Consider the following 25635-nt stretch of genomic DNA (forward strand, 5'->3'; position numbering starts at 1 on the left):
GCAGGTGCCGCCCGAAAGGGCAGGATCAGGTACACCAGCAGCCTTGGATTTAGCGGCACTGGGGTCGCAGGGGCCACGCCATCACAGGATGACCAGCCGGAAACGGCCAGGGGCTTCCGTGTCATGGCGTGGCTCTTCCCCTGCCGGCCGGGAACCCGGCGCGCGGCTTGACGGTAGATTAGTGTCTGGACATTTTTCGTCAATGCCCAGTTCGCACCGCACTTCCTCAGAAACGGATACCTTCCAGTGGTCCTTCGACTTTCCAAGCTGTTCCTGCGCACCCTGCGTGAAGACCCCGCCGACGCCGAGGTCGCCAGCCACCGGCTGCTGGTCCGGGCCGGCTACATCCGCCGCGCGGCCCCGGGCATCTACACCTGGCTGCCGCTGGGGCTGAGCGTGCTGCGCCGGGTGGAGCAGATCATCCGCGAGGAAATGACCGCGATCGGCGCCCAAGAGGTCCACTTCCCGGCGCTGCTGCCCAAGGAACCCTACGAGGCGACCAACCGCTGGACCGAGTACGGCGAGGGCATCTTCCGGCTCAAGGACCGCAAGGGCAACGACTACCTGCTGGCCCCCACGCACGAGGAAATGTTCACCCTCCTGGTCAAGGACCTGTACTCCTCGTACAAGGACCTGCCGCTAAGCATCTACCAGATCCAGAACAAGTACCGCGACGAGGCCCGTCCCCGGGCCGGCCTGCTGCGCGGCCGTGAATTCATCATGAAGGACTCCTACTCCTTCGACGTCGACGACGCCGGCCTGGACGCCAGCTACGCCGCGCACCGCAGCGCGTACCTGAAGATTTTCGAGCGCCTCGGCCTCGAAGTCGTCCCGGTCACGGCGACGGCCGGCGCCATGGGCGGGTCCAAGAGCGAGGAATTCCTGCACCCGACCGAGATCGGCGAGGACACCTTCGTACGCTCGGCCGGCGGCTACGCGGCCAACGTCGAGGCCGTCACCACGGTGGTGCCCGCGGACATCGACTTTTCCAACGCTCCGGCCGCGGAGGTGCGCGACACCCCGGACACGCCCACGATCGAAACGCTCGTCGACGCCGCCAACGCCCTGGCGCCCCGCAGCGAGGCCGACGGCGGCGCCTGGACCGCCGCGGACACGCTCAAGAATGTGGTCCTCGCCGTCACCCTGCCTACCGGCGAACGCCAGCTCGTGGTCATCGGCGTGCCCGGCGACCGCGGTGTGGACCTCAAGCGCGTCGAAGCGAACATCGGCGCCTTCCTGCCCATCGGCGGCGAAATCACGCTTGAGGCAGCCAATGAGGAAGACCTCAAGAAGCAGGCCCTCCTGGTCAAGGGCTACATCGGCCCCGGCCTGTCCCTGGACGCGCCGCTGCTCGGCGCCGAGGCCGCCTCGAAGCTGCTCTACCTTGTCGATCCCCGCGTGGTCCGCGGCACCGCCTGGGTCACCGGCGCCAACGAGGCCGGCAAGCACGTCTTCGGCCTGGTCGCCGGCCGCGACTTCGGCTGGGACGGCGTGATCGAGTGCACCGAGGTGCGCGCCGGCGACGAGGCCCCGGACGGTTCCGGCCCGCTGGAAACCGCCCGCGGCATCGAGATGGGACACATCTTCCAGCTGGGCCGCAAGTACGCCGAGGCACTGGACCTCAAGGTCCTGGACCAGAACGGCAAGCAGGTCGTCGTGACCATGGGCTCCTACGGCGTCGGCGTCACCCGCGCGGTGGCCGCCCTGGCCGAATCCAACCATGACAACAAGGGCCTGGTCTGGCCGCGCGCCGTCGCGCCGGCGGACGTCCACGTCGTCGCGGTCGGCCGCGGCGAAGAGATCTTCGCCGCCGCCGAGCAACTGTCCCTGGACCTGGAGGCCGCAGGCCTCGAGGTCATCTACGACGACCGCCCCAAGGTGTCCCCGGGCGTCAAGTTCGGCGACGCCGAGCTCGTGGGCGTCCCCACCATCCTCGCCGTCGGGCGCGGACTGGTGGACGGCGTCGTGGAGATCAAGGACCGCCGCAGCGGCAATGCCGAGAACGTGGCCGTGGACAAGGCTGTTGATTACGTGGTCAACGCCGTCCGCAACAACTGACCGCGGCCGGCGCTGCAGGAAATGGTCTCCGGACTTGAATCGATCCAGCTCGCCACGCTGATCCTGGTGGTGGTGGCCGGTTTCGCCGCCGGCTGGGTGGACGCCGTAGTGGGCGGCGGCGGCCTGATCCAGCTGCCGGTCATGCTGCTCATCCCCGGGATCAGCCCGGTGCAGGCGCTGGCGACGAACAAGATGGGTTCCATCTTCGGCACCACTACCAGCGCCGTCACCTTCTACCGCCGGGTCCGCCCGGACCTGCGTACCGCGGTGCCGATGGCGGTGATCGCGCTGGCCGGCAGCTTCGGCGGGGCGGTGCTGGCAGCATCCCTGCCGGCCAGCGCGTTCAAGCCCATCATCGTGGCGGCGCTGGTGGCCGTCGCGCTGTTCACCGCGTTCCGTCCCAACGTGGGGGACCTGACCAACCTCCGGCACGACGGGCACCGGCACTACGTCGTAGCCTGCGTGATCGGGGCCGTGATCGGGTTCTACGACGGCATGATCGGTCCGGGCACAGGCTCCTTCCTGATCATCGCGATGGTGTCCGCAATGGGCTACGCCTTCCTGGAAGCCAGCGCCAAGGCCAAGATCGTCAACATGGCCACCAACGCCGGCGCCCTGCTGTTCTTCCTGCCGCACGGCTCGCTGCTGTGGGGCCTCGGTCTGGTCCTCGGTGCCGCGAACATGGCCGGCGGTTACCTCGGGGCACGGACCGCCGTCAGCCGGGGTAGCAAGTTCATCCGGATCGTGTTCCTCGTGGTGGTGGGGGCGCTGATCATCAAGCTTGGTTCCGACGTCTGGCACGACGCGTTCGCCTAGCGCGCCCGGCCGCAGGATACGGTCCGCCGGATACCGCCCGGGAGGACTCCCGGTCCGTTGGCCACCGGCGTAGCATGCAGCTATGTCAGCACCTGTTGAACGCTACGGTGATGCCCTGGCAGCCGCGTCCCGGCACGCCCGCCGGTGGCTGGAGAGCCAGCAAACACGGCAGGTCGGCCCCCGGCTGACCGCTGCCGACCTTGCCGCCGACTTCGGCGGCCCGCTGCCGGAGGCGGGAGCGCCGGCCGCCGACGTGGTGGATTATCTGGCGGCCAAGGCCGAGCCCGGGCTGATGGCGATGCCCTCCGGACGGTTCTTCGGCTGGGTGATCGGCGGGACCCTGCCGGCCGCGCTGGCCGCGGACTGGCTGGTCAGCGCCTGGGACCAGAACGCCGGGCTGCGGTTCGCCACCCCCGCCACGGCGGCCATCGAGGAAGCCGCCGGCCGATGGTTGCTCGAACTGCTGGGCCTGCCGAAAGACGCTGACGTTGGCTTCGCCACCGGGGCCACGATGGCCAACTTCACCGGCCTGGCCGCCGCCCGGTGGCGGCTGATGAGCGACGCCGGCTGGGACCTCGACGCCGAGGGCCTCGCCGGCGCACCCCGCATCCAGTGCTTCGTGGGCCAGGAGCGGCACGACACGATTGACCTCGGCCTGCGCTACCTGGGGCTGGGCCGGCCCACGGTGGTTCCCGCGGACCGGCAGGGCCGGATTGACCCGGCCGAGCTCGACTGCGCCCTCGACCGCGCCCTGGCCGGCGCCTCCGGCGCGGACGCCGCCGCCACCGACCGCAGCGCCGCCGCCACCGACCGCAGCGCCGCCGCCACCGACCGCAGCGCCGGCGCCCCCGCGGCGCGCCGCGCCCCGCTGCTGGTCTGCCTGCAGGCCGGGAACCTGCACTCCGGCGCGTTTGATCCCTTCAAGGAGGCCATCGCCGTCGCAAAAGCCCATGGCGCCTGGGTCCATGTGGACGGCGCCTTCGGACTCTGGGCCGCCGCGGTGCCGGAGCTCGCCGCCCTGACCGCCGGCGTGGCGGGCGCCGACTCCTGGGGCACCGACGCGCACAAAACCCTCAACGTGCCCTACGACTGCGGGATCGCGGTGGTCCGGGATACCCAGGCGCTGCGCTCGGCCATGGGCGTGCACACCAGCTACCTGATCCAGGCCGCGGACGGCGCGGCCGATCCCTTCGAGACGGTTCCGGAGCTGTCCCGCCGGGCCCGCGGGGTGCCCGTCTGGGCCGCGCTGAAATCGCTCGGCCGCGAAGGGGTCGCCGCTCAGGTCCGGGGGCTGGTGCTGAACGCCAAGCAACTGGCGGAACGGCTGTCCACACTCGACGGCGTGGAGGTGCTCAACGACGTCGACTACACCCAGGTCTCGCTGGCCTTCGGCGACGATGCCACCACCCGGGCGGTGACGGCACGGGTCATCGCCGACGGACGCGTCTGGATGTCCGGATCACGCTGGCAGGGCCGGGACATCCTGCGGATCTCGGTGAGCAACTGGAGCACGGACGACGCCGACGTGGCGGCCGCCGTCGACGCCGTGCGGGACGCAGTCGCAGCAGTCCGGACCCACGGGTAGGGCTAGCCTGGGTGGCTGACGGCCTGCCCGGGCGCGGGCAGCTCCTGCGGGGCCGGCAGCCCAGGGAGGGTGGTCCCGGCGAGGGTGCTGGCAACCCAGAGCGAGCGGGCGACGTCGCCGCCGTGGCTGGGCTTGGCCGCGTACCAGAGCGCGTTCTCCACCTCGCGGGCCACGGCCCATTGCCGGGCGATCTCGCCGTCGAGCCCGGCAGCGGCGCTGAAGTCGAAGCAGCGCTCCAGCAGGGCCTCGCCGGGGCTTGCGCGGGGGAGCTCGGCCAGCCGGTTCCAGAGCAGCGGGGCCACCGCGAACTCCGCTTCGCCGACCATGGGCTGCGGGTCGATCGCCTTGAAGTCGCCTGCCGTGACGCCGCCGGGACCGGGCAGCGCCGGAGCGTCGTCCCGGGCGAGGATGTTCAGGAAGTGCAGATCGGTGTGGACCAGCACGTCCGTGCCGGACCGCCGGCCGACGGCGCCGCGGGTCTGGCAGACCTCCAGGGCCGCCTCCAACAGCCAGCGCGGGAACGGCCGGCCCAGCCGTTCCCAGCTCTCCGGCAGTTCGTCGCTCCACTGCTCGGCACGGGCCGCGATGTGTTCGAACTTGTGCCACTCCGGCCGGCCGTCCGGCGGGAGGGACAGCCGGCGGACCACGCCGCCCCACACCGGCACCGCCACGTCCAGGGGTTCGTCCTGCAAGGAACGTTCGGCGTCCAGGCGCTCCAGCAGCAGCGAACCGGAGTCGGGGTCGTTTGCCAGCAACCGCACCGCCCCGTTCCCCTCCCAAAGGGCAAGGGCTTGCGGTTCGAATAGCGCTTCGTCGTGCGGGTAGGCAATTTTGAGGACGGCAGTTTCCCCGGGGCCAAACCCGGTGGCTTCCCCCGGGCCGGGACGGGCGGCCCGCCGGACCGGGATCACGATGGCGCCGTGGCCGTTCCAGGGCAGCGCTCCGGGAGCTAGGTCGGGCCGGACTTGCCAGCGGTGTAGGGACTGCTCAATCAGCCGGGGGAGTGACGCCAACCAGGCCCGGCCCTCGCTGCTGCTGCCATAGCGGCGGGTGAGCGAGGGCGGAATCGGGACGGCTGGCGGGATTCTCATCGCCTCCAGCGTAGTTGCCGAAGCTTAGGCGGTGATGCCGCTGGCGCCCAGCCAGCTGCCGATCAGGAAGGTCGCCACGAGCGCCGCGGCGCCGCCAATGACCACCCGGACTGCAGCCTTGGTCTTCGAGCCGCCGCCAATCCAGGCGCCGATGGCTCCGGTCGCCGCCAGCGCCACGAGCACGGCCACGAAGGTCAGCGGGACGCGGATGTTTTCCGGTGGCAGCAGGATGGCCAGCATCGGCAGGATGGCGCCGATCAGGAAAGCGATGGCGGAGGCGAACGCGGCGTGCCAGGGGCTGACAATGTCCGTCTCGTCAATGTGCAGCTCGGCGGACAGGTGCGCGCCCAGGGCGTCATGGGCGGTCAGCTCGGTGGCGACCCGGTGGGCGGTATCCGCGCTGAGCCCCTTGCCCTGGTAGATGGCGGCGAGTTCAGCCAGTTCCTCCTCGGGCTGTTCGGCCAGTTCGCGGCGTTCCTTTTCGATCAGCGCCTCCTGGCTGTCCTTCTGGCTGCTGACCGAGACGTACTCGCCCAGGGCCATGGAGATGGCGCCGCCCACAACGCCAGCGGCGCCCGCGATGAGGATCGGCCCCGAATCCGTCGTGACACCGGCGACGCCGACCACGATCGCGGCGACCGAGACGATGCCGTCGTTCGCGCCCAGAACGCCGGCGCGGAGCCAGTTGAGGCGGTGCGCAATGTCGTTGCGGTGGGGCTCGTTGTCATGAAGGGCTGCTGCGCTGCTGGTTTCCATGCCTACAGCAAATCACCGGCGGCCCCGGGTGGCCAGTATTGGAAGGCTAAGCAAGGTAAGTCGGGGCTTGCTTAGGCCGCCGGGGACGGCCGGTGTCAGTCCGGTGTCAATCCGCGGGCAGGGTGGGGAACGAAGCCGGATCGGCGTCCAGCCCGGGCACCGGACCCGGCGCCGCGCCCCAGAGGACGGTCCGGCGGGCGGCGCCGAGCAGCCCCGAGATGGCCCACTTCCGGGTCTCGCCGTCGCTGAGCGCCACAAGATCGCCGTACGCGGGCAACGACGCGGCCTCCAGCGCACCCAGGCCGGGCCCCGGGGCGGCCAGGAAGGAAGGGTCCAGGGCGTACCCGGGTTCCCGGGGCGGCGCGGGGGCGCAGTGCAACCGGCTGAGGGCTTCCGCTGCCGTGACAAGGGCTTCGTGCCGCGCCAGCTGGGCGGCGGCGGATTTAGCTGCTGCGTCGTCCAGGCGGGTCAGCGCCACCTGATAGCCGTAGACAGTCTCCAGCTCGGTGCGGACCAGGGCGGCCAGGGCGTCCGGCAGGTCGGCGCCCGGCAGGCCGGAGTCCGGCAGGCCGGAGTCCGCCGCGGCGGATTCACTGCTGCGGAAGGGAGCAGCCGACGGCGACGCGGTCCCGGCGGGACAGGATCCGGCTGCGGGGGACTGGACCGCCGGGACCGGGCCAAGCCGCGCCGCGGCAGGATCCGGGGCGCCGGCGGCGGCGGCGAGGGAGGACGACTGAAGCAGCTGGGCGGTCCCGACGGCGGCCAGCAGCCTGGCCATCCCGCCGTCGGCCGCGGCGGCATCGGCAAGCCGCTGCCGTCCGCTCGTTGCGAGGTCCGCAGCCAGCCCGGCGGCGGTGCCCGGGACGAAAGGGCGGACCGGAGAACCCGTTGGTGACGGCGTGGCTGCCGGCGTTTGGCCCGGGCGCAGCAGGGCCCGGGCCTGAGTTGTCAGCAAACTCACAGTACGGGTCACGGCGGGCCGGACGGCGGCTGTTGCGGCGGGCCCTGCGGTGCCGGAGGGGGCGGCGTCAAGCTGTTCGCCGGCGGTCCGCAATTGCAGGGCAGCGGCCAGGGCTGCGGCGCGGGCCTGCTCGGAAAAGGGCGGTTCCGGCGGTTTCGGCGGGGCCCCGGGCTTAAACACGATGCCCAGGCTCACCACCACGAGGGCCAGGCAGACGAGGAGGGCGAGCCGGGGAAGGTGCCGGGGAACCCGGACCCGCCGCCGTTCTTCCCCGCTGTCGTCTTTCACAACAGACCATGTTGTCATGGTTGGCCTGCCGGCCGGGAACAAGAGTGCACCACGCCGCCGGGAATATCGCTAGGCTAGTACACACAACATCATCTAGCGGGAGGCGGGCGGCATCATGACCAACGCAGAAGCCACGACTTCGACAGACCGGACCGGGACGGGGAAGGCTGACGCCGCTCCCGCGCACAACCTGGAGGCAGAGCGCCTGCACGCGCTCCTTGAGCCTGCAGTCCTGGCGAACCGGCTGTACCTGGAGGACGTTTCCATCCACATTGCCGGCGCGAACCGGGTGGTCCACGTAGTGGTGGACCTGCCGCAGGAGGAGACCGGCGGCGTCAGCCTTGACGTCATCGCCGAAATTTCCAAGACCCTCTCGGACATTCTGGACAACGATCCCAGCACCGACTCACGCCCGTACGACCTTGAGGTCTCCTCGCCCGGCGTCGGGCGGCCGCTCACCGAAGAACGGCACTGGCACCGCGCCCGCGGACGCCTCGTTACGGTCAACGTGATCCAAGGCGACAACATCACCGGCCGCATCCAGTCCGTGGACGACGGCGGCGTGACCCTGGTCCCGGAGCTGGCGGTCAAAAAGGGAATGAAGCCCAAGCAGGGCGACCCCGTGAAACTTCCTTTCGACAGGATCCGTAGTGGAAAAGTCGAGATAGAGTTCAGCCACCTCGAAGAGGCCGGTCTGGAGAACGACAATGGACCTTCCGAGGAGGCCTAATGGATATTGACATGAGCGCACTGAGACTCCTGGAGCGTGAGCGCGAAATCCCGCTGGATCTCCTGATTCCGACCATCGAGCAGGCACTGCTGGTGGCCTACCACAAGACGCCGGGGGCCTTCGAAAAGGCCCGCGCGGAGCTGGACCGCAAGAGCGGCCACGTGACCATCTGGGCCACCGAAATCGACGACGACGGCGCGCCCGTCGGCGAGTTCGAGGACACCCCGGCCGGCTTCGGACGCATCGCGGCGAGCACTGCGCGGCAGATCATCCTGCAGCGTCTCCGCGACGCCGAGGATGACAACGTGCTGGGCCAGTTCAAGGGCCGCGAGGGCGAACTCGTGGCGGGCACCATCCAGCAGGGCAACAACCCGCACATGATCCAGGTCAACCTCGGAACGGTGGAGGCACTGCTGCCGCCGCCCGAGCAGGTTCCCGGCGAGAAGTACACCCACGGCAACCGGCTGCGCGCGTTCGTGATCGACGTACACCGCGGCACCAAGGGTCCGTCCATCACGCTGTCCCGGTCCCACCCGGGGCTCGTCCGGAAGCTGTTCGAACTGGAGGTCCCGGAGATCGCGGACCGTTCGGTCGAGATTGTGGCGCTGGCCCGCGAGGCCGGCCACCGTACCAAGATCGCGGTGAAGGCAAACACCCCCGGCATCAACGCCAAGGGCGCCTGCATCGGTGAAATGGGTTCGCGCGTCCGCGCCGTGATGACCGAGCTTAACGACGAAAAGATCGACATTGTCGACTACAGCGACGATCCGGCTACCTTCATCGCCAGCGCACTCTCGCCGTCGCGCGTGAATTCAGTCACCATCACGGACGAGGCCACCCGGTCCGCCCGCGTGGTGGTGCCGGACTACCAGCTGTCCCTCGCGATCGGCAAGGAAGGCCAGAACGCGCGCCTCGCCGCCAAGCTCACCGGCTGGCGGATCGATATCGTCTCCGACGCCGCGGAAAACCGCGACAAATAGCCTCGTCGCGGGCCAGGCCCGCGCGGCCCGCGCCCCGGTCCGTCCGGCTCTCCGATTCTCACCACGTTTCGGGTGCCGGGCGCCGGAGGGGCTAGAATAGACATGACCGCGCCTAACGGCCGGTATCCGCGTGCCCCCGACACGTCCGGTTTTTGCGCCGGACGCCAAGGAGCCCGCAGATGCGAACTGGCAGGAAGAAACTCGTAGTGGCAGAAGTGCAACACCTCGGGGATCAACCGCAACGCACCTGCATCGGGTGCCGGAAAAAGGGTCCGCGGTCGGAGCTACTCCGGCTCGTCGCCGACGCCAGCGGTTCATCCGTTGTCGTAGTGGATGAACGACGCCGGATGGCTGGCCGGGGAGCATGGCTGCACCCCAGCGAAAAGTGCCTGGCACTGGCGGTCAAACGTCGAGCGTTCGGACGCGCCCTCAACGGCGCTGCCGGAACCGCCGACGTCGAACGCCGGATCACGGCAGGCACGCAAGCAGCGGGCGCCCCGGTGGCCGCAGCAACAACCGTCCAACCTGAAAGCGGGTCAGAAAACTGATGGAAACCCGATGAGTTCCCAGCGATGAGTGCGCAACGATGACAACTTTGTTGCGCTCTGCAATGGGCCTTTCAGCTGCACTCGCGGCGGAGGCCCGCAGTAAGAAGTAGACGGTTCGTGCCTGGCTCGGTGCGGACCGAGACAGGAGAAATGTGGCCAAGGTCCGCGTACATGAGCTTGCTAAAGAGCTCGGTATTACTTCCAAAGATGCAGTAACCAAACTGCAGGAACTGGGCGAATTCGTTCGCTCCGCCTCTTCCACCATTGAGGCCCCCGTTGTGCGGAAACTCCGCAACGCCTACCCCGACGCGCCTGCCGCTTCGAAGTCCGAAGCGCCCGCGTCCGCCCCCAAGGCCAGCCCCGCAGCGACCCGTCCGGCGCCCGCGCCGGCTCCGGCTGCGCCGAAGGCCGCCGAAACCAAGACTGAAGCTCCGGCTCCGTCGGCTCCGGCCCCTGCCGCCGCGCAGGCATCCGCCGCACCGGCTCCCGCTCCGGCTGCCGAGGCCCCGGCGGCTCCGTCCGCCGGCGCCAAGCCCGGCGCGCGTCCGGCACCGAAGGCTGAAGCCCCGGCCGCTCCGGCACGCCAGGGCGGCTCGGCCCCCCGTCCGGGCGGTCCCCGTCCCGGCAACAACCCGTTCGCCACGTCCCAGGGCATGCCCCGCGGCCGCGGCGGCGACAATGAGCGCACCTCCCGTCCGGGTAACAACCCGTTCGCTCCTTCCCAGGGCATGCCGCGTCCGGGTGGAAGCCGCACCGAGGGTGAACGCCCCGGCGGCCCCCGTCCCGCAGCCGGCGCCGGCGGTCCTCGTCCGGGCGCACCGCGTCCGGCAGGCGCAGCCGGTGCACGTCCGGGCGCTCCGCGTCCGGCCGGCGCTCCCGGCGCCCGTCCCGGAGCCGGCGGAAACCGTCCGACTCCCGGCATGATGCCCAACCGCACCGAACGTCCCGCACCCGCTGGTGCAGGCCGTCCCGGTGGCGGCGGCCGTGGCCCGGGACGCCCGGGTGGCGCTCCCGGCACCGGTGGTCCCGGCGCCGGCGGCGGCGCTCCGGCCGGCGGTGGCTTCGGCAAGGGTGGCCGCGGTCGCGGTGGCACCCAGGGTGCTTTCGGCAAGGGCGGCGCAGGCCGTGGCAAGCAGCGCAAGTCGAAGCGTGCCAAGCGCCAGGAACTCGAGCAGATGAGTGCCCCGTCGCTGGGTGGCGTGAGCGTACCCCGCGGCGACGGCAACACCATCGTCCGGCTCCGCCGCGGCTCGTCCATCACGGACTTCGCCGACAAGATCGAGGCAAACCCCGCAGCACTGGTGACGGTCCTGTTCCACCTCGGCGAAATGGCCACGGCCACGCAGTCGCTGGACGAGGAAACCTTTGCCCTGCTGGGGGAGGAGCTTGGCTACAAGCTCCAGGTCGTCTCGCCGGAGGACGAGGAGCGCGAGCTCCTCTCCGGCTTCGACATTGACTTCGAAGCAGAGCTGGAAGCCGAAGGCGACGAAGAGCTTGAGGCGCGTCCTCCGGTAGTCACCGTCATGGGTCACGTTGACCACGGTAAGACCCGGCTGCTCGATGCCATCCGCAAGTCCGACGTTATGGCGGGCGAGCACGGCGGCATCACGCAGCACATCGGTGCGTACCAGGTCACGCACAACCACGAGGGCACCGATCGCAAGATCACCTTCATCGATACCCCGGGCCACGAGGCGTTCACCGCCATGCGTGCCCGTGGTGCGAAGGTCACCGACATCGCCATCCTCGTGGTGGCAGCGGACGACGGCGTCATGCCGCAGACCATTGAAGCCCTCAACCACGCCCAGGCGGCCAACGTGCCGATCGTCGTGGCCGTGAACAAGATCGACAAGGAAGGCGCCAACCCGGACAAGGTCCGCGGCCAGCTGACCGAGTACGGCCTGGTTCCGGAAGAGTACGGTGGCGACACCATGTTCGTGGAGGTCTCTGCCCGCCAGAACCTCAACATCGACGAGCTGCTCGAGGCAGTCCTGCTCACCGCAGACGCTGCCCTGGACATGCGCGCCAACCCGAACAAGGACGCCCGCGGTATCGCGATCGAAGCCAACCTGGACAAGGGCCGCGGCGCGGTTGCCACCGTCCTGGTCCAGTCCGGTACGCTGCACGTCGGCGACACGATCGTGGCAGGCACGGCCCACGGCCGCGTCCGCGCCATGTTCGACGACGACGGCAGCGCGCTGACCGAGGCCGGCCCGTCCCGCCCCGTGCAGGTGCTGGGTCTGTCCAACGTCCCGCGCGCCGGTGACACCTTCTTCGTGACCGCTGACGAGCGCACCGCCCGCCAGATCGCCGAGAAGCGTGAAGCCGCGGACCGCAACGCCGCCCTGGCCAAGCGCCGCAAGCGCATCAGCCTGGAAGACTTCGACCAGGCCGTCGCCGAAGGCAAGATCGACACCCTCAACCTCATCCTCAAGGGTGACGTTTCCGGTGCCGTGGAAGCCCTTGAAGACGCGCTGCTCAAGATCGATGTCGGCGAAGGCGTCCAGCTCCGTGTTATCCACCGCGGTGTCGGTGCGATTACGCAGAACGACGTCAACCTGGCAACGGTCGACTCCGCCGTCATCATCGGCTTCAACGTCAAGCCCGCCGAGCGGGTTGCCGAACTGGCAGACCGCGAAGGCGTGGACATGCGCTTCTACTCCGTCATCTACGCAGCAATCGATGACATCGAAGCAGCCCTCAAGGGCATGCTCAAGCCGGAGTACGAAGAGGTCCAGCTTGGTACCGCCGAGGTCCGCGAAGTGTTCCGTTCTTCCAAGTTCGGCAACATTGCAGGCTCGATCGTCCGCTCCGGTGTTATCCGGCGCAACGCGAAGGCCCGCATCAGCCGCGACGGCAAGGTCATCGGCGACAACCTCTCCGTTGAGACGCTCAAGCGCTTCAAGGACGACGCCACCGAGGTCCGCACGGACTTCGAGTGCGGTATCGGTCTTGGCTCGTACAACGACATCAACGAAGGTGACATCATCGAGACCTTCGAGATGCGCGAAAAGCCGCGCGTCTAGTCTGAGCTAGCGTTACGAAGGTGCGGGGCCGTTGGATTTTTCCGGCGGCCCCGCCCCTGCGCTGGGCGGCCAACGTCTGACGACGTCGGCCGCCCAGCTCCGGCAGGCCCGATGCCACTCCCAGGCCGCCGGAAAAATCCAACGGGAGTCCGTCGTAGGCTTGCCTTAGGCGCGTGGCACCAAACTCACCAGTGTGCGGCTTGTGCTTCGGCGTCGTCGTACATCCAAATTTTTTAGGAGTGGAAATGGCTGATCCCGCACGGGCTGCCAAGTTGGCGCAGCGGATTAAGGTTGTCGTTGCTGAGGCTTTGGGCCGGAGGGTGAAGGATCCCCGGTTGGAAGGCGTGACCGTGACCGACGCTCGGGTGACCAATGACCTGCAGCATGCCACGGTCTACTACACCGTCTTCGGCGATGAGGTAGCCCAGGCCGACGCGGCCAAGGGGCTGGAGAAAGCCAAGGGCGTGCTGCGCCAGGAAGTCGGCCGCAACATCACCGTCCGGCTGACGCCGACGCTGGAATTCGTCGCCGACCAGATCCCCGTGGTTGCCTCGAACCTTGAGGAGCTCCTGCGCGAGGCCAAGAAGCGCGACGCTGAAGTGGCAGCCCTTGCCGCTAGCGCCAAACACGCCGGTGACGCCGATCCGTACAAGAGCGACATCCCCGAGGATGTCGAGCTCGACGAAGAGGACTTCGACGAAGACGACTTTGACGAAGAAAACAAGGACCTCCGGGCCGACAACGACATCGACGAGGACCGCAACAAATAAGCTTCCCGCAGCACTGGCCGGACCCGGAGAAGGGTCCGGCCAGTTTTGTCTATGGGCTCCGGGGACTTTGGACTCTATGCCCGCAAGGCTCTGGAGCGTCGTATGGAGGCATGACTGCGGGCGAGCGGAACGGCGGCGAACGGCCGTGACCACTGCACTGATGAAGTGCCCGCAGTGCGGTACCACCAACCGGATTCCGGCCGCGGCGGCCGGGCACCCGCGCTGCGGCAAATGCCGCCGGGATCTGCCGTGGATTGTGGAGGCCAGCGACGCCGATTTCGCCGCTGTCGCGGAGCAGTCCCCGGTTCCCGCCCTGGTCGACTTCTGGGCGGCGTGGTGCGGTCCGTGTCGGATGGTCAGCCCGGTGCTGGACAAACTGGCGCAGGAACGCGCGGCCCAGGTCAAGCTCGTCAAGGTGGACGTGGACAAGTCGCCGGCCCTGTCCCGGCGCTTCGATGTGCAGGCGATTCCCACGATGCTGGTGATCTCGAACGGCACAGTGGTGGCGCGGCAGGCAGGAGCCCCGCCGGCCGCAGCCCTGCGCAGCTGGCTGGACGGTGCGCTGGCAGTCCGGCCCGGAGGGGCGCGCCATGACTGAAATCCTGCGCTACGAGGTGGGGTCCGGCACGGTTCTGGTGGAGGTCGACGAAGGCAGCTTCGGCGTCGAACGTCCGGCGCGAAATGAGCTGGGAATCCTCGACGCGGGGCGACGGCTGGAGGACGCGCTTGCCGCCGTGCGGCCGGCCGCCAGGGCCGCCGCCGAGGTGATGCGGGAACTGGCTCCCGAACATTTGGAACTCCAGTTCGGCGTGAAGTTGGCCGGGGAAGCCGGTGCCATCATCGCGAGGAACTGTTCCGAAGGGCACTTTATCGTCAAGATGTCCTTCACCGCGCCGGCGTCGCAGCCGATGCCGCCGGAGCACGAAATCCAGCTCTGAACCCTGTTTGCCAAACCGGTCCGCCGGCCCGGGGCGCCGCCGGACTCAGGACGTTGCGCCGACCCGCTGGCTAGCGTCGCCGTCGGGCGCCCAGGCCACCCAGCAGCGGGGAACCCATCCCCAGCAGGAAGCCAAAGTCATACCAGTTGCCGGCGCGTCCCGTGTTGTAGAACGGGAACTCCCGCCAGGCTCCAAAGACGTGCGCGATCAGCACAATCCAGGCCGTGAGCCCGTTCCAGATGCCCCACAACAAGTCCTGCCACCACATGAGGTCCTCCTCCCAGGCCGACCGCGCACCCGCCGTGAATCCGCCCGCACCCGCGTCCGGTCAGGCTACTGCCTGGTGCGTCCGGGCGGTAGGACTAAAGGTCCGCGGCGCGGGCGGGAAGCCGGCCCAGGCCTTCCACGAGGTCCGATTGGCTGCCGCACAGGGCAATCCGGATCCAGCCTTCGCCGATCGAGCCGAAGGCGGTGCCCGGGGCGAAGGACACCCCGGAGTCGGCGAGGAAGCGCCGCACCCAGGCGCGGACGTCGCCGCCGCTGACGTGCGAGACGTCCGCCCAGAGGTAGAAGGCGCCCTGCGCGGTGAGGAAAGGGATGCCCTTGGATTCCAACACGGCGGAGGCGGCGTCCCGGTTGGCGCGGTAGTGGGCGTGGGCATGGCTGACGTAGTCCTGCGGGCCGGTCAGGGCTGCCAGGGCGGCGTACTGCGAGGGCGACGCGACGCAGGAAACAATCGCCTCCATCACGTTGTTCATCTGCTGCTCGAGGCCTGGCGGGCAAATCAGCGCCCCGATCCGCAGCCCCGTGAGCCCGTAGGTCTTGGACAGGGTCAGCGAGGTGAACACGCGGGCCTCGCCGGGGACATCGCTATCGAAGCGGGCCGCGCTGATGTGCGGGACGTCGTAGGTGAAAGCCTCGTAGCATTCGTCCGAGATGATCCACAGGTCGTGCTGCCGTGCCAGTTCCACGAGGCTGCGGGTCAGTTCTTCGCCCAGCACGGCGCCCAGCGGGTTGGACGGGGAGTTAAGCATCAGGACCTTGGTCCGCGGCGTGATCAGCGCCTCGATGTCCTGGATCCGCGGCTGGAAGTCGTGGCCCGGGTAAAGCGGGTACTCGACGGGCACGGCGTGCAGCAGGCGGCTGGTCATCGCAAACGTCGGGTAGCCGGGATTGGGGATCAGGATCTCGTCGCCGGGGGAGAGCAGCAGGGTCATCGCGAAGTGCAAACCCTGCTGGGCGCCGTCGACGACGTACACGCGGTCGGCGCCCACCGGCGTCGCGTTGTGCTCCCGGAACCTGGCCGCGAAGGCTTCCCGCAGCGCCGGGATGCCGGCGTTGGGGGTGTAATTGGTCTCGTCCCGGTCCAGGCACGCCATTCCCGCCTCGAGGATGTGGCGGGGGAGGGCGAAGCCCGGCTCGCCGATGCTCAACACGATCGCGCCGGGGGTGTGCCAAGCGGCTTCGGTGATCTCGCGGATCTGGTTGACGGGAACGTTGCGGACGTGGGCGGCGAGCTCAGGCATGTCTGCCATCCTAGCCGCCGGCGGCATCCGGGCCCGGGCGTCCGCGCCGGGGCCAGTCGCGGCGCGGATATACTGGGAGGCGTGCTTTCTGGACTGGTGATAGTGGACAAGCCGCAAGGCTGGACCAGCCACGATGTGGTTGGACGGATGCGGCGGATCGCCGGTACCCGAAAGGTGGGCCACGCCGGCACCCTGGACCCCATGGCTACGGGGGTGCTGGTGCTCGGTATCAACAAGGCCACCCGCCTGTTGACCTATATTGTGGGGACCTCCAAGACCTACACCGCCACCATCCGCCTTGGCGAGTCGACCGTCACGGACGACGCCGAGGGGGAGGTCACTGCCACCCGCAGTGCCGCCGCGGTCACCGAAGACGGCGTGCGGGCCGGCGTCGCCGCCCTGACCGGCGAGATCCAGCAGGTGCCCAGCAGCGTCAGCGCCATCAAGGTCAACGGCGAGCGTGCCTACGCCCGGGTCCGTTCCGGCGAGGAGGTCAAACTTGCCGCCAGGACGGTGACGATCCACCGCTTCGACGTCCACGAACTCCGCCGCTCGCGGGACGGCGAGGCCCTGGACCTGGACGTGACCGTGGAGTGCTCCTCCGGCACGTACATCCGGGCCCTTGCCCGCGATCTCGGCGACGCCCTGGGGGTGGGCGGCCACCTGACTGCGCTGCGCCGGACCCAGGTGGGGCCCTACACACTGGACCAGGCACGCACCCTGGAGCAGTTGGCCGACGAGCTCGAGGTCCTGGAGATGTCGCAGGCCGCCCGGGCGCTGATGCCCAACCGTGAGCTCACTGCGGAGGAGACCACGGAACTGTCCTTCGGACGACGGATCGTGGCCGGTGCCGCCGCCGGCACGCCGGATGCGGCGACGGCGGAGAAGCCCGCGGCAGCCTTCGCGCCGGACGGCTCGCTGGTGGCACTGCTGGCCGACGCCGGGAGCTACGCCAAGCCGGTACTGGTCTTCGCGCCGGACAATGAAAAGCCTGCTGCCGGGAAGGCCGCCGCAGAGCCCGCCGTCGCGGAGCCGGCCGTCGCTGGGCCAGCCGCCGCAGAGCCCGCCGCCGCAGAGCCCGCCGCCGCAGAGCCGGAAGGCTAGCCGTGGACGCGTATTTCTACATCATCCTGGTGGTGGGGCTGCTCTCAACCTTCCTTTGCGTTGGCGCCGGCGTCCTGAAGAAGGCGCCGAACGATGCCACCATCCTGTCGGTAGCCGCCGTCGAGCTGTCCCTGCTGGTCTACCTCGTCGGATCCATCGTCCGGGTCGCGTCGGGGGAGCAGATCGCGGGGGAGCCCTGGGAGTTTTGGGGCTACCTCGTCACGGCGCTGATGCTGCCGGTGGGTGCCGTGTACTGGGCCATCCTGGAACGCACCCGGTGGAGCAATTTCGTGCTGGCGGCCGTCGGCGTCACCGCGCTGGTGATGGCGGCCCGAATGAACCAGATCTGGTACTGACGTGGAAGAGGCAAAGAAGAACATGACGGCTTCACAGCAGGACACCGGCGACGCCGCTGGGCTCGCGGGGCAGGGCGGCGCGGCAGGGACCGCGGGGCAGGGCGGCGCGGCGGCGAAGGACACCCGCAACACCGGTCCCGGCCGGCTGCTGATTGCCGTCTACGCGGTGTTCGCGCTCTCGGCCACCGCCCGGGCCGGGTACCAGATCCTCACCAAGTTCTCTGAGGCGCCGCTCGCCTACCTGCTCTCCGCTTTCGCCGCCGTCGTCTACATCGTGGCGACCGTCTCGCTCGCGAAGGCCGGCCGCACCTGGTTCAAGGTGTCAGTGACGGCGGTCCTGGTCGAGTTGGTCGGCGTTCTGGTGGTCGGCGCGCTCAGCCTCTTCGACGCGGTCAACTTCCCGCACGAGACGGTCTGGTCCCTGTTTGGACGTGGCTACGGCTTCATCCCGCTGTTGCTGCCGATCCTGGGCCTGATCTGGCTGTACCGCCGACGCCCGGCGCCCCGGCGGGCCTGACTCCGCCGCCCCACCCATCAGCCCGGCCCCGTCTGCGTGCGTCTCTTCTGAGCCGCCGACGGGGCCTTTTGGCGTGCCGTTGCCACGACTAATAGTAAGCAAACTTGCCAAATCTATAGTAAGCATGCTTATTGTAGTATCTGGGTGCGGACAGTGACAGCCTGCACCCCACGTTTGTCCACCGGAGCGAGGGAGGCATCATGAGCATTGTGAACGCCGTTCCCCGAGCAACATGGGAACCGAAAACAGCAGGCGATGGGCGCCGATGCGGGTGCCGCGGATGAGCCTCGGCCGGGAAACAAAGAAGTGGCGGACGGATCAGCTTTTGTCCATGGCCGCTCGAGTGGTCGAGCGCCGCAAGGACCAAGCGTTGGCTGCCTTGGGCCTGACCCACGCCGGCGTGATCGCCCTGCAGGGGCTTGCCGCCGGGCCACTGAACCAAGAGCAGCTCGCGCGCCGGATCGCGGTGCAGAGCCAATCCCTGGGGAAAGTCTTGGGCCGGCTCGAAGAGTCTGGCCTTGTCACGCGAACCAAGGACGAGCGTGACCGGCGGCAGTTTTCCGTGGCCCTGACGGCTTCCGGCAGCGCGGCCCTAGCAACGGCGCACGAGATCGAACGCAACGCGCTGCCCGAGGACTTGGAAGGCTGGACCCACCTGCAACAGGACTTGGCCAGGATCCTGGCCGCTTTCGAGGTCCCGGGAAGCTCCTGACCAGCGGGTCATGACGGGGTCCGCCCGGCGCCGCGGCTCTTTCCTTAGCGGGCGGACGTCCTGCGTTTACGAACGCGGACCGCACGACGGCGGCAGCGGCGCGATCTCACGAGGTCGCCGTCGCTTGGGGCTATCCGGCCCGGCCGCAGTCGTCGTCGCTACTTATGGGTTCCGCCGTCGACGTTATTCGGCCCGGCCGCAGTCGTCGTCGTTATTCAGCCCGGTCGCCGCCGTCGTAGCCGCTATTTGCCGTTGCCGTGCCGTACCTCGGGGGCTTGAAGCCTGCGACGGAGGGCCGGCCAGGCAGCCGCGAAGCCCGGATGCAACTCCTTGTCACCGACGCCCTCAAGGCTGACCCACTGCAGCTCGAGACTTTCCGGATCACTGATGGCGGGTTCGAAGGGCTCCACGACTTGCGCGGCGACCGTCGTATAGGACCAATACCCGACGTCGAACACCGTGGTGAAGAGTATGCGGACGGATCCGGGCGGGACGGCGGCCTCTTCCTTGGCCTCCCGGAGCGCGCCGTTGACGGCGTCTTCGCCTTGATGCAGGGCGCCGCCGGGGAGTCCCCAGGTTCCGCCATGGTCGCTCCAAGTGGCGCGGTGCTGCAGCAGGACGCCCTTTTCCGCATCATGCACGAGCAGGCCCGCGGAACCGAAGCGTCCCCAGAAGCGGCCATGCTCGCCCTCCACCCATGCATCGCCGGGGTCGCGAGGCCCGAGCGGGCGGCGCGGATCGTGATACGGGTTCCGAGGCGCGGCTTCCTGCTCTTCTGGCTTTGAAGCTGCGTTCGTCGGATCTTCAGCGGGGTTGTTTCGAGCCGGCTGCGGGGAGACTGAGCTGTCCATCTGGATAGTCTGTCATGCCGTCGACGGGGATCCTGGGGCTGGTCTAGCTGTTCCCAGAATTGTCTTAGGCTCTTGGTTTGATGGGTTCATGGGAACCAATCCTGCTCTCGCCTTGTCTCCGGCCGCCTGTGCCGGGGAAGCTGCTTGTCGGGTGCCGGGTGCCGGGTGCCGGTGGCGCGGGGTGTGCTGCTCCGGTACGGCTGCCTTGCGGGCTGTTCTGTTGCCACTATTACTGTCGTAGGTCCCTGGTTGGATGGGTTTATGGGAACCAGTGCAGCTCTCGCCATTCCTCCGGCCAGTCGGCCCGGGGATGCTGCGCGGCGGCTGGTGCGGGGTCTGCTACTCCGGTACGGCGATGGTGCCGGCCGTTCCGTCGCGTGCTCTGGGGCGGGCAGTGGTGCCGCTCTTAGTGTCGTAGGTCGCTGGCAGGATTGATTCATGGGATCCAGCGCAGCTCTCAGCGTTTCTCCGGCCTCCCGGGCCGGTGGTGCTGCGTGCGGGGTTCCGTCGCTCGGGAACATTCTGGGGCAGGTGCGGGAGTTGTGCGCGACGGCGATCGGGGACGCGGCGCTGTTCGGGTTCGCGGAGGCGGCGGAGTACGCCGCCGGGGTCGAGGAACTCGCCCGGGGGCTGGAGTTCCTGCAGCTTGTCGGCGCGGCCGCGGTGGACCGGACCCGGAAGGAAGCCGCCGCCGCGAACTCCCCGGTCCTGGATGACGGTTACCGCAAGAGCGGGGACTTCCTGCGGGACCGGTTGCAGATCACCGGCACCGAAGCGCACCGCCGCCTGTCCCTGACCGCCGCGGTCCTGCCCCGTACCGGGATCACCGGGCAGATCCTCCCGCCCCTGCATGAGGAACTCGCCGCCGCCGTGGCCGCCGGGACCGTGCCGTCCCGGTCCGCGACCATCATCGCCCAGGCCCTGGACCGGGTCCGGCCCCTGTGCGACCCGGCCACGACCGCCCGGATGGAACACTCCCTCACGGCCACCGCGGCCGAGCACGACCCGGACTTCCTGGCCCGGGTCACCCGGCGCTGGCTGGACGCCATCGACCAGGACGGCGCCGAACCTTCCGAGGAGGTCCTGCGCCAGTTACAGGGCGCGTTCATCCGTAAACCCCGCCACGGCCTGCACCACCTGGAAATCTTCGCCACCACCGAACAATTCGAGACCCTCCTCACCGTGATGAACACCGCCACCAACCCCCGCACCACCCCCGCCCGCACAGGCACCGACAGCAGCCCGGCCGCCGGGGCGGACAGTGGCGGGGCCAACGGCGGCGTGGTGACCGGGGCGGACGGCGGCGGGAAGGTGGGCGTGGCCGGGGAGGTTACCGGGGCGGAGGGGTTCGTGCCGGGCGGGCTGGACTGGCGGTCCCGACCGCAGAAATACCTCGACGGCCTGGTCGGCGGCTGCAAAATAGCCCTCGCGTCCGGCGGGCTGCCCGCCACCGGCGGACACCGGCCCCAGATCATGGTCACCATCGACCACCGCGACCTCCTCGAACGCCTCCAACACGTCACCAACACCAACGCTGACCCTGCCACCGGCACCGGGGACGCCGGCGGACGCGGCACAGGCCCGATGGGGTTCACCGGCACCGGGACCCTGGCCTTCACCGGCCCCGTCACCGCCGCGACCATCCGCAAAATCGCCTGCGACGCCGACATCATCCCCGTCCTGCTCGGCAGCCAGGGCCGCATCCTCGACATCGGCCGCACCACCCGGATCTTCCCGCCCCACATCCGCAAAGCCATCACCGCCCGCGACCAAGGCTGCGCCTTCCCCAACTGCACCATGCCCGCCACCTGGTGCGAAGCCCACCACATCACCTACTGGTCCCGCGGCGGCACCACCAGCACCGACAACGGCGTCCTCCTCTGCTCCCACCACCACCACCTGATCCACAAAGAACAATGGACCATCCAACTCCGCACCGGAATCCCCTGGTTCATCCCGCCACCCCACCTCGACCCCCGCCAAACACCCCGAAGAAACCACTACTTCAGATGCTGAACCACGCACCCTCACGACGGGAATCCGCACGGTCACGAGGGGGAGTCGTCCAGGAGTGCCGCGGCCAGTCACGACCACGGCGCCGTCAGGATTGCTGGGTTCCATCTGATGGCGCGGCTGGCCGGATTTGAGCTGGAATCCAGGTGGTCGGACTGGGACGGCAGCGAATTCACCGGCGAATCGCGCAGCCACGTGTCGGTGTACCGGCTTACTGCACCCTGAAGCACCGATCACCCGGTCTTGAACGGAAGCGGTGTGCCCGCCGGGAACGGGACGGCGCCCTGCTCCGGGGTCATCGTGAACCACTGGCCGTTCTGTTCCGTCACGAAAAAAAGCAGCCTGTCCCCGGCGTCCAGGGGGTCGCCGTCGGGGTAAGTCTTTCCGCACGTAACGGGCATGGCCGCGATCCGGACGGTAACTTGGGCAACACTGCCCTTGAGCACCTTCTCTACTTCCACCACGTGGACGTTGGCCTGATAACCGTAGATTCGGACGTCGCCGTCCCGCTGCAGTGGCTTGCCGACCAGAACCGCGCCGGCGTGGTCGAAACGCTGCTGCATCGTCCCGAAGCGGACCCAGTCGACGCAGACGTCCGTGCGGGTGACCGGCACGAGCCAGCAACCGCAGAGCAGCACTCCCGAGAGGACGACGATGATCGCTGCCCCCGCCATTCTGCGCATGCTCAGACCATAACCGCCGTCGGGAAAAAGGTCTACGGGGAGCCGCCGCCGGGCCGGCGCGCGTCAGCGGAACTGCGCGAAAACCCGCAGGGGCCCGGAGCTGAAGTCGGCGCCTTCCCTGAAACCAAGGGCCTCGTAGAAGGCGCGCTGGCCCGGTTCGTCGTCGGTGAGCAGGACAGTCTGCCGGACGTGCCCGTAGCGGGCCTGCACGGCTGTCACCAGCTGCCGTCCCACCCCGTTTCCCTGGAACTCCGGAGCCACGAGGATGTCCTGCAGATAACAGATCATCGCGTCGTCCGAGACGGCCCGGGCAAGGCCAACAAGTTCACCGCCGGCACCGCGTGCGGTGACCACGAACGACGAGTTATGGATGGCCCGCACCAGCAGTTCGGGGTCCCGGGTGTAGGCGGCCCACCCGACCGATTCATAGAGGGCCACGACCTCGCTGTCGGACACCTCGGCGTTGGCAGTGACAGAGAGCTGGGGCATTGGACCAGTGTGGCATGCTGATGTTCGTGCATCCCCGAAACCCAATTGCCGCTCCGTCGCGGGTCCTCTTCTACGGTGTCACCGGAAGCGGCAAGTCCTCGGCGGCCCGCGCCTACGCGGACCGGACCGGACTGCCCGAGTTCTCTGCCGACGACGACATCGGCTGGCTTCCGGGCTGGCGCCAGCCGGACACGGACAGGCAGCGGGTGCTCGCGGCGCGCATCGCCGGCCAGGACCAGTGGGTCATCGACAGTGCCTACGGAGTCTGGCGTGACCTGGTTGTCCCGCGCGCGGAACTGATCGTGGGCCTGGACTATCCGCGGTGGCTTTCACTGCTCCGGTTGGTCCGGCGCTCACTTCGCCGGGTCATCGCGCGGGAAGAAGCCTGCAACGGAAACCGGGAAACTTTCGGCCGCCTCCTCGCGCCCGATTCGATCATCGGCTGGCATTTCCGCTCGTTCAACCGCAAACGGCGGGTTATGCGGGAACTGGAGAGCTCTCCGGGCACCGCGGAGGTCCTCATCTTCCGCCACCCCCGCGAACTCGAGGCGTGGCTCCAGGGCCTCCCGGAAGGGGACCAGCAACCGGCCCGTTAGGGCCGCCGCGCACCTCTGGACGACGCCGGCCCGCACCAGCGGATTGGCGCACCCGCCGGTCGACGGCGGACGGCCCCGGCGTCGTCAATGGCCCGACGCCGGGTCCGGCAAGGGCCCTGCCCGGTACGGGCCGCCCCCGCGGGTGCGCGGACGCTATTTCTTCCCGAACAGTCCGCCCAGCAGGCCGCCGAGGCCGCCGTCGTTCTTCCGGGTGTCGCCCTGCGTGTCGTGCGGCGCGTCTTCCCGCTGTCCGGGGAGGTCGATGTCGATCAGCTCGCCCGGGCGGGGTTCGTTGCCGGACGGCTGGCCCTGCGGGACAGCCTGGGGCTGCAGCTCGGGCTCGGCCGCGTTGTTCGGGCCGCCGGCGTCGGGGGCTACTGCCTCATTGGCCGTGCGCTGCTGCCCGCCGCCCAGGATGCCGCCGAGGATCTCGCCCAGGCCGCCGCCGGCGCCGCCCGCACCGCCAAGAATTCCGCCCAGGATGCCGCCCAGGTCGATGCCCCCGGCACCGGCACCGGAGTCCTGGCCGCCGCCGGCGCCGCCCCCAAGGGCGCCGCCGCCCGCCTGGCCGCGTCCGCCCAGGACCTTGTTGGCGAGGTAGGACATCACGATCGGCGCCAGCAAGGGGAGGAGCTTGCGAACCAGGTCCCCGCCCACTCCGCCCAGCTGCGCGGTGCCCGCCAGCTGGTTCGCGACCTGGTCCTGCCGGCCGCCGAACACATGGTTCACGATCTTTTCGCCGTCGGCAGTATCTACCTGCGCGGCATCCACACCGCCGTCGACCAGCCCGTCGTGGTGCTGGCTCAGGGCGGATTCCAGCGAGGCCGCGCCCTCCGGAGCCTGTGCGTTGCTGTGCAGCCCGGCGAGGAGTGTGGGGACGGCGGCCTCCACTGCTGTCTGGGCGGTTTGCCGGTCGGTCCCGAGCATGTCGGCGATCTGGTCTACCGGGATCTGCCCGAGGATGTCCTGAAGCTCAGTCATGGCGTTCTCCTTCAGCCGCGGGACGCGCCGCGTGCATTGATGGCGGCGGCGGCCGCATGGCCGTCGCCGAACTGGTGCCCTTGCATCGTAGCCCGGGCCCGGGAGGGCGGAAAGGCGGCCGCCGACGCCGCGGGTGCCGTCCGGGAACCGGGGCGATTGCGGGTAATCTTAGAGAGTTCCGGAGCCGGCCCAACCCTCCGGAGAAGTTCATGGCAGGCAGCAAAAGGCGAGGTAGATGGTCCACATCTGGAACGATCCGTCCGAAGTCCCCGCGGACTTCGGCCCCTCCGTGGTGACGTTCGGCAACTTCGACGGCGTGCACCGCGGCCACCAGCAGGTGCTCTCGCAGCTCATCCGCACCGCCCGCCTGAACCACGCCCGCGCTGTCGCCATCACCTTTGACCCGCACCCGGCGCAGGTGCACCGCCCCGAATCCGCCCCCGAGCTCATCATGGGCTTGGAGGACAAGCTCGTTGCCCTCGGCGAGGTGGGCCTGGATGCCGTCCTGGTGATGAAGTATTCGCTGGAATTGGCCAGCCTCACGCCCGAGGAATTTGTTTCCTCCGTGCTCGTCGACGCGCTCAAGGCCAGCCATGTCGTGATCGGCCATGACGCCCGCTTCGGCCGCGGCAACTCCGGAGACCTGGACACCATGAAGGAGCTGGGGGAGAAGCTCGGCTTCGAGGTCCAGGTCATCAGCGAGTTTGGTTCAGAGGGCTATCCGGTGCACCGCAGCGATGACACCGACGACGACGGCGCCGGGGACCGGCGCTGCTCCTCGACCTGGGTTCGCGAAGCCCTGCGGGAGGGCGACGTCGCCACCGCCGCCGCCGTCCTGGGCCGGCCGCACCGGATGCGCGGAGAGGTGGTTCACGGGGCCGCCCGCGGCCGCGATCTCGGTTTCCCCACGGCCAATCTCTCCTCCGACGCCAGCGGCTACATCCCTGCGGACGGCATCTACGCCGGCTGGCTCGTAGACCAGGCCGGCACGCGCTGGCCGGCCGCCATCTCCGTCGGCTCCAACCCGACCTTCGACGGCGTCAGCCGGCAGGTCGAAGCGCACGTAATCGACCGCCCGGAGGAGGCGGTCGAAGACTTCGATCTGTACGGCCAGACAGTCGTGGTCGAATTCGTGGCCCGGTTGCGCGGTATGGTCGCGTACCGTGGCCCTGAAGCGCTGGTTGAGCAGATGCGGCTGGACGTCGTCCAGGCGCATGACATCCTGTTCGCCGGTTAGCGCGCCCCGTTCGGCATGGAAGG

General features: G+C 69.1%; 26 protein-coding genes. 17 read left to right on the plus strand and 9 right to left on the minus strand.

What is annotated here, in order from left to right; genetic code table 11:
- Nucleotides 1-246 precede the first annotated feature (246 nt).
- From AC1MED_RS06590 to AC1MED_RS06600, 3 genes are all read left to right on the plus strand, one after another.
- Nucleotides 247-2058: a proline--tRNA ligase gene (locus AC1MED_RS06590; protein ID WP_479786112.1), complete on the plus strand. Its 1812-nt coding sequence runs from the start codon at nucleotides 247-249 to the stop codon at nucleotides 2056-2058.
- Between the two features lie 21 nt (nucleotides 2059-2079).
- Entirely contained in the window at nucleotides 2080-2874 is a 795-nt protein-coding gene (locus tag AC1MED_RS06595; protein ID WP_479786113.1) for a sulfite exporter TauE/SafE family protein, read from the plus strand.
- A gap of 82 nt (nucleotides 2875-2956) precedes the next feature.
- Nucleotides 2957-4459, plus strand: coding sequence for a pyridoxal phosphate-dependent decarboxylase family protein (locus AC1MED_RS06600; protein ID WP_479786114.1), 1503 nt, complete (start codon nucleotides 2957-2959; stop codon nucleotides 4457-4459).
- 2 nt (nucleotides 4460-4461) lie between these two features.
- Here the strand turns inward: AC1MED_RS06600 and AC1MED_RS06605 are convergent, their stop codons facing one another.
- From AC1MED_RS06605 to AC1MED_RS06615, 3 genes are all read right to left on the minus strand, one after another.
- Nucleotides 4462-5550 carry an aminoglycoside phosphotransferase family protein gene (locus AC1MED_RS06605; protein ID WP_479786115.1) on the minus strand — a complete coding sequence of 363 codons (1089 nt, stop codon included), beginning with the start codon at nucleotides 5548-5550 and terminating at the stop codon, nucleotides 4462-4464.
- Nucleotides 5551-5574: 24 nt separating this feature from the next.
- On the minus strand, nucleotides 5575-6306 hold the full coding sequence (locus AC1MED_RS06610) for a VIT1/CCC1 transporter family protein (RefSeq protein WP_479786117.1): 732 nt from the start codon (nucleotides 6304-6306) through the stop codon (nucleotides 5575-5577).
- Nucleotides 6307-6412: 106 nt separating this feature from the next.
- Complete coding sequence (locus AC1MED_RS06615; RefSeq protein WP_479786119.1) at nucleotides 6413-7555, minus strand: DUF4439 domain-containing protein; 1143 nt, start codon at nucleotides 7553-7555, stop codon at nucleotides 6413-6415.
- Between the two features lie 115 nt (nucleotides 7556-7670).
- Here AC1MED_RS06615 and AC1MED_RS06620 point away from each other — a divergent pair, with 115 nt between their 5' ends.
- The 7 genes from AC1MED_RS06620 (at nucleotide 7671) to AC1MED_RS06650 (ending at nucleotide 14547) form a co-directional block, all read left to right on the plus strand.
- Nucleotides 7671-8285 carry a ribosome maturation factor RimP gene (locus tag AC1MED_RS06620; RefSeq protein WP_346959299.1) on the plus strand — a complete coding sequence of 205 codons (615 nt, stop codon included), beginning with the start codon at nucleotides 7671-7673 and terminating at the stop codon, nucleotides 8283-8285.
- A complete protein-coding gene (gene nusA / locus AC1MED_RS06625; protein WP_479786121.1) occupies nucleotides 8285-9265 on the plus strand; it encodes a transcription termination factor NusA in 981 nt (326 codons plus the stop codon). The genes AC1MED_RS06620 and nusA overlap by 1 nt, the downstream gene beginning before the upstream one ends.
- 179 nt (nucleotides 9266-9444) lie before the next feature.
- Nucleotides 9445-9813, plus strand: coding sequence for a YlxR family protein (locus AC1MED_RS06630; protein WP_479786122.1), 369 nt, complete (start codon nucleotides 9445-9447; stop codon nucleotides 9811-9813).
- A 152-nt stretch (nucleotides 9814-9965) separates the two neighbouring features.
- Nucleotides 9966-12839, plus strand: coding sequence for a translation initiation factor IF-2 (gene infB / locus AC1MED_RS06635; RefSeq protein ID WP_479786123.1), 2874 nt, complete (start codon nucleotides 9966-9968; stop codon nucleotides 12837-12839).
- 245 nt (nucleotides 12840-13084) lie between these two features.
- Complete coding sequence (rbfA, locus tag AC1MED_RS06640; RefSeq protein ID WP_346959303.1) at nucleotides 13085-13609, plus strand: 30S ribosome-binding factor RbfA; 525 nt, start codon at nucleotides 13085-13087, stop codon at nucleotides 13607-13609.
- Between the two features lie 160 nt (nucleotides 13610-13769).
- The gene (gene trxA / locus AC1MED_RS06645) at nucleotides 13770-14207 is read left to right on the plus strand and encodes a thioredoxin (protein ID WP_479786581.1); all 438 of its coding nucleotides are present in this window, start codon (nucleotides 13770-13772) and stop codon (nucleotides 14205-14207) included.
- Nucleotides 14200-14547, plus strand: coding sequence for a CU044_2847 family protein (locus AC1MED_RS06650; RefSeq protein WP_346959305.1), 348 nt, complete (start codon nucleotides 14200-14202; stop codon nucleotides 14545-14547). Before trxA ends, AC1MED_RS06650 begins: the two co-directional genes overlap by 8 nt.
- 70 nt (nucleotides 14548-14617) lie before the next feature.
- On the opposite strand, the gene AC1MED_RS06655 is transcribed toward AC1MED_RS06650, so the two are convergent.
- The gene (locus AC1MED_RS06655) at nucleotides 14618-14815 is read right to left on the minus strand and encodes a hypothetical protein (protein ID WP_346959306.1); all 198 of its coding nucleotides are present in this window, start codon (nucleotides 14813-14815) and stop codon (nucleotides 14618-14620) included.
- Between the two features lie 94 nt (nucleotides 14816-14909).
- Nucleotides 14910-16073: a pyridoxal phosphate-dependent aminotransferase gene (locus AC1MED_RS06660; protein WP_479786125.1), complete on the minus strand. Its 1164-nt coding sequence runs from the start codon at nucleotides 16071-16073 to the stop codon at nucleotides 14910-14912.
- An 81-nt stretch (nucleotides 16074-16154) separates the two neighbouring features.
- Here AC1MED_RS06660 and truB point away from each other — a divergent pair, with 81 nt between their 5' ends.
- From truB to AC1MED_RS06680, 4 genes are all read left to right on the plus strand, one after another.
- Nucleotides 16155-17177, plus strand: coding sequence for a tRNA pseudouridine(55) synthase TruB (truB, locus tag AC1MED_RS06665; RefSeq protein WP_479786126.1), 1023 nt, complete (start codon nucleotides 16155-16157; stop codon nucleotides 17175-17177).
- A gap of 2 nt (nucleotides 17178-17179) precedes the next feature.
- On the plus strand, nucleotides 17180-17533 hold the full coding sequence (locus AC1MED_RS06670; protein WP_479779466.1) for a hypothetical protein: 354 nt from the start codon (nucleotides 17180-17182) through the stop codon (nucleotides 17531-17533).
- Nucleotides 17534-17555: 22 nt separating this feature from the next.
- Nucleotides 17556-18050: a hypothetical protein gene (locus AC1MED_RS06675; RefSeq protein WP_479786127.1), complete on the plus strand. Its 495-nt coding sequence runs from the start codon at nucleotides 17556-17558 to the stop codon at nucleotides 18048-18050.
- A 331-nt stretch (nucleotides 18051-18381) separates the two neighbouring features.
- A complete protein-coding gene (locus AC1MED_RS06680) occupies nucleotides 18382-18762 on the plus strand; it encodes a MarR family transcriptional regulator (protein WP_346959311.1) in 381 nt (126 codons plus the stop codon).
- Nucleotides 18763-19004: 242 nt separating this feature from the next.
- Here the strand turns inward: AC1MED_RS06680 and AC1MED_RS06685 are convergent, their stop codons facing one another.
- The gene (locus AC1MED_RS06685) at nucleotides 19005-19613 is read right to left on the minus strand and encodes an NUDIX domain-containing protein (protein ID WP_479786128.1); all 609 of its coding nucleotides are present in this window, start codon (nucleotides 19611-19613) and stop codon (nucleotides 19005-19007) included.
- Nucleotides 19614-20051: 438 nt separating this feature from the next.
- On the opposite strand from AC1MED_RS06685, the gene AC1MED_RS06690 reads away from it, so the two are divergent.
- Nucleotides 20052-21629: an HNH endonuclease signature motif containing protein gene (locus AC1MED_RS06690; RefSeq protein ID WP_479786129.1), complete on the plus strand. Its 1578-nt coding sequence runs from the start codon at nucleotides 20052-20054 to the stop codon at nucleotides 21627-21629.
- A 230-nt stretch (nucleotides 21630-21859) separates the two neighbouring features.
- Here the strand turns inward: AC1MED_RS06690 and AC1MED_RS06695 are convergent, their stop codons facing one another.
- Nucleotides 21860-22309 (minus strand): hypothetical protein, encoded by a 450-nt coding sequence (locus AC1MED_RS06695; protein WP_479786130.1) that lies wholly within the window; start codon nucleotides 22307-22309, stop codon nucleotides 21860-21862.
- A gap of 63 nt (nucleotides 22310-22372) precedes the next feature.
- Entirely contained in the window at nucleotides 22373-22798 is a 426-nt protein-coding gene (locus AC1MED_RS06700) for a GNAT family N-acetyltransferase (protein ID WP_479786132.1), read from the minus strand.
- A 26-nt stretch (nucleotides 22799-22824) separates the two neighbouring features.
- Here AC1MED_RS06700 and AC1MED_RS06705 point away from each other — a divergent pair, with 26 nt between their 5' ends.
- Nucleotides 22825-23394, plus strand: a complete 570-nt coding sequence (locus AC1MED_RS06705) for a P-loop NTPase family protein (protein ID WP_479786134.1) — start codon at nucleotides 22825-22827, stop codon at nucleotides 23392-23394.
- A gap of 153 nt (nucleotides 23395-23547) precedes the next feature.
- On the opposite strand, the gene AC1MED_RS06710 is transcribed toward AC1MED_RS06705, so the two are convergent.
- Nucleotides 23548-24375 (minus strand): DUF937 domain-containing protein, encoded by an 828-nt coding sequence (locus AC1MED_RS06710; RefSeq protein ID WP_479786135.1) that lies wholly within the window; start codon nucleotides 24373-24375, stop codon nucleotides 23548-23550.
- Between the two features lie 235 nt (nucleotides 24376-24610).
- Here AC1MED_RS06710 and AC1MED_RS06715 point away from each other — a divergent pair, with 235 nt between their 5' ends.
- A complete protein-coding gene (locus AC1MED_RS06715; RefSeq protein WP_479786137.1) occupies nucleotides 24611-25612 on the plus strand; it encodes a bifunctional riboflavin kinase/FAD synthetase in 1002 nt (333 codons plus the stop codon).
- The last annotated feature ends 23 nt before the right edge of the window (nucleotides 25613-25635 follow it).

This window comes from Arthrobacter sp. BI5, from assembly GCF_056680065.1.

Bases quoted from the DNA above. Each gene is read 5' to 3' on its own strand.
- AC1MED_RS06595 (WP_479786113.1), top strand. From the start codon at position 2,080: ATGGTCTCCGGACTTGAATCGATCCAGCTCGCCACGCTGATCCTGGTG.
- AC1MED_RS06600 (WP_479786114.1), top strand. From the start codon at position 2,957: ATGTCAGCACCTGTTGAACGCTACGGTGATGCCCTGGCAGCCGCGTCC.
- AC1MED_RS06605 (WP_479786115.1), bottom strand. From the start codon at position 5,550: ATGAGAATCCCGCCAGCCGTCCCGATTCCGCCCTCGCTCACCCGCCGC.
- AC1MED_RS06610 (WP_479786117.1), bottom strand. From the start codon at position 6,306: ATGGAAACCAGCAGCGCAGCAGCCCTTCATGACAACGAGCCCCACCGC.
- AC1MED_RS06620 (WP_346959299.1), top strand. From the start codon at position 7,671: ATGACCAACGCAGAAGCCACGACTTCGACAGACCGGACCGGGACGGGG.
- nusA (WP_479786121.1), top strand. From the start codon at position 8,285: ATGGATATTGACATGAGCGCACTGAGACTCCTGGAGCGTGAGCGCGAA.
- AC1MED_RS06630 (WP_479786122.1), top strand. From the start codon at position 9,445: ATGCGAACTGGCAGGAAGAAACTCGTAGTGGCAGAAGTGCAACACCTC.
- rbfA (WP_346959303.1), top strand. From the start codon at position 13,085: ATGGCTGATCCCGCACGGGCTGCCAAGTTGGCGCAGCGGATTAAGGTT.
- trxA (WP_479786581.1), top strand. From the start codon at position 13,770: ATGAAGTGCCCGCAGTGCGGTACCACCAACCGGATTCCGGCCGCGGCG.
- AC1MED_RS06650 (WP_346959305.1), top strand. From the start codon at position 14,200: ATGACTGAAATCCTGCGCTACGAGGTGGGGTCCGGCACGGTTCTGGTG.
- AC1MED_RS06655 (WP_346959306.1), bottom strand. From the start codon at position 14,815: ATGTGGTGGCAGGACTTGTTGTGGGGCATCTGGAACGGGCTCACGGCC.
- AC1MED_RS06660 (WP_479786125.1), bottom strand. From the start codon at position 16,073: ATGCCTGAGCTCGCCGCCCACGTCCGCAACGTTCCCGTCAACCAGATC.
- AC1MED_RS06675 (WP_479786127.1), top strand. From the start codon at position 17,556: ATGACGGCTTCACAGCAGGACACCGGCGACGCCGCTGGGCTCGCGGGG.
- AC1MED_RS06680 (WP_346959311.1), top strand. From the start codon at position 18,382: ATGGCCGCTCGAGTGGTCGAGCGCCGCAAGGACCAAGCGTTGGCTGCC.
- AC1MED_RS06685 (WP_479786128.1), bottom strand. From the start codon at position 19,613: ATGGACAGCTCAGTCTCCCCGCAGCCGGCTCGAAACAACCCCGCTGAA.
- AC1MED_RS06690 (WP_479786129.1), top strand. From the start codon at position 20,052: ATGGGATCCAGCGCAGCTCTCAGCGTTTCTCCGGCCTCCCGGGCCGGT.
- AC1MED_RS06695 (WP_479786130.1), bottom strand. From the start codon at position 22,309: ATGCGCAGAATGGCGGGGGCAGCGATCATCGTCGTCCTCTCGGGAGTG.
- AC1MED_RS06700 (WP_479786132.1), bottom strand. From the start codon at position 22,798: ATGCCCCAGCTCTCTGTCACTGCCAACGCCGAGGTGTCCGACAGCGAG.
- AC1MED_RS06710 (WP_479786135.1), bottom strand. From the start codon at position 24,375: ATGACTGAGCTTCAGGACATCCTCGGGCAGATCCCGGTAGACCAGATC.
- AC1MED_RS06715 (WP_479786137.1), top strand. From the start codon at position 24,611: ATGGTCCACATCTGGAACGATCCGTCCGAAGTCCCCGCGGACTTCGGC.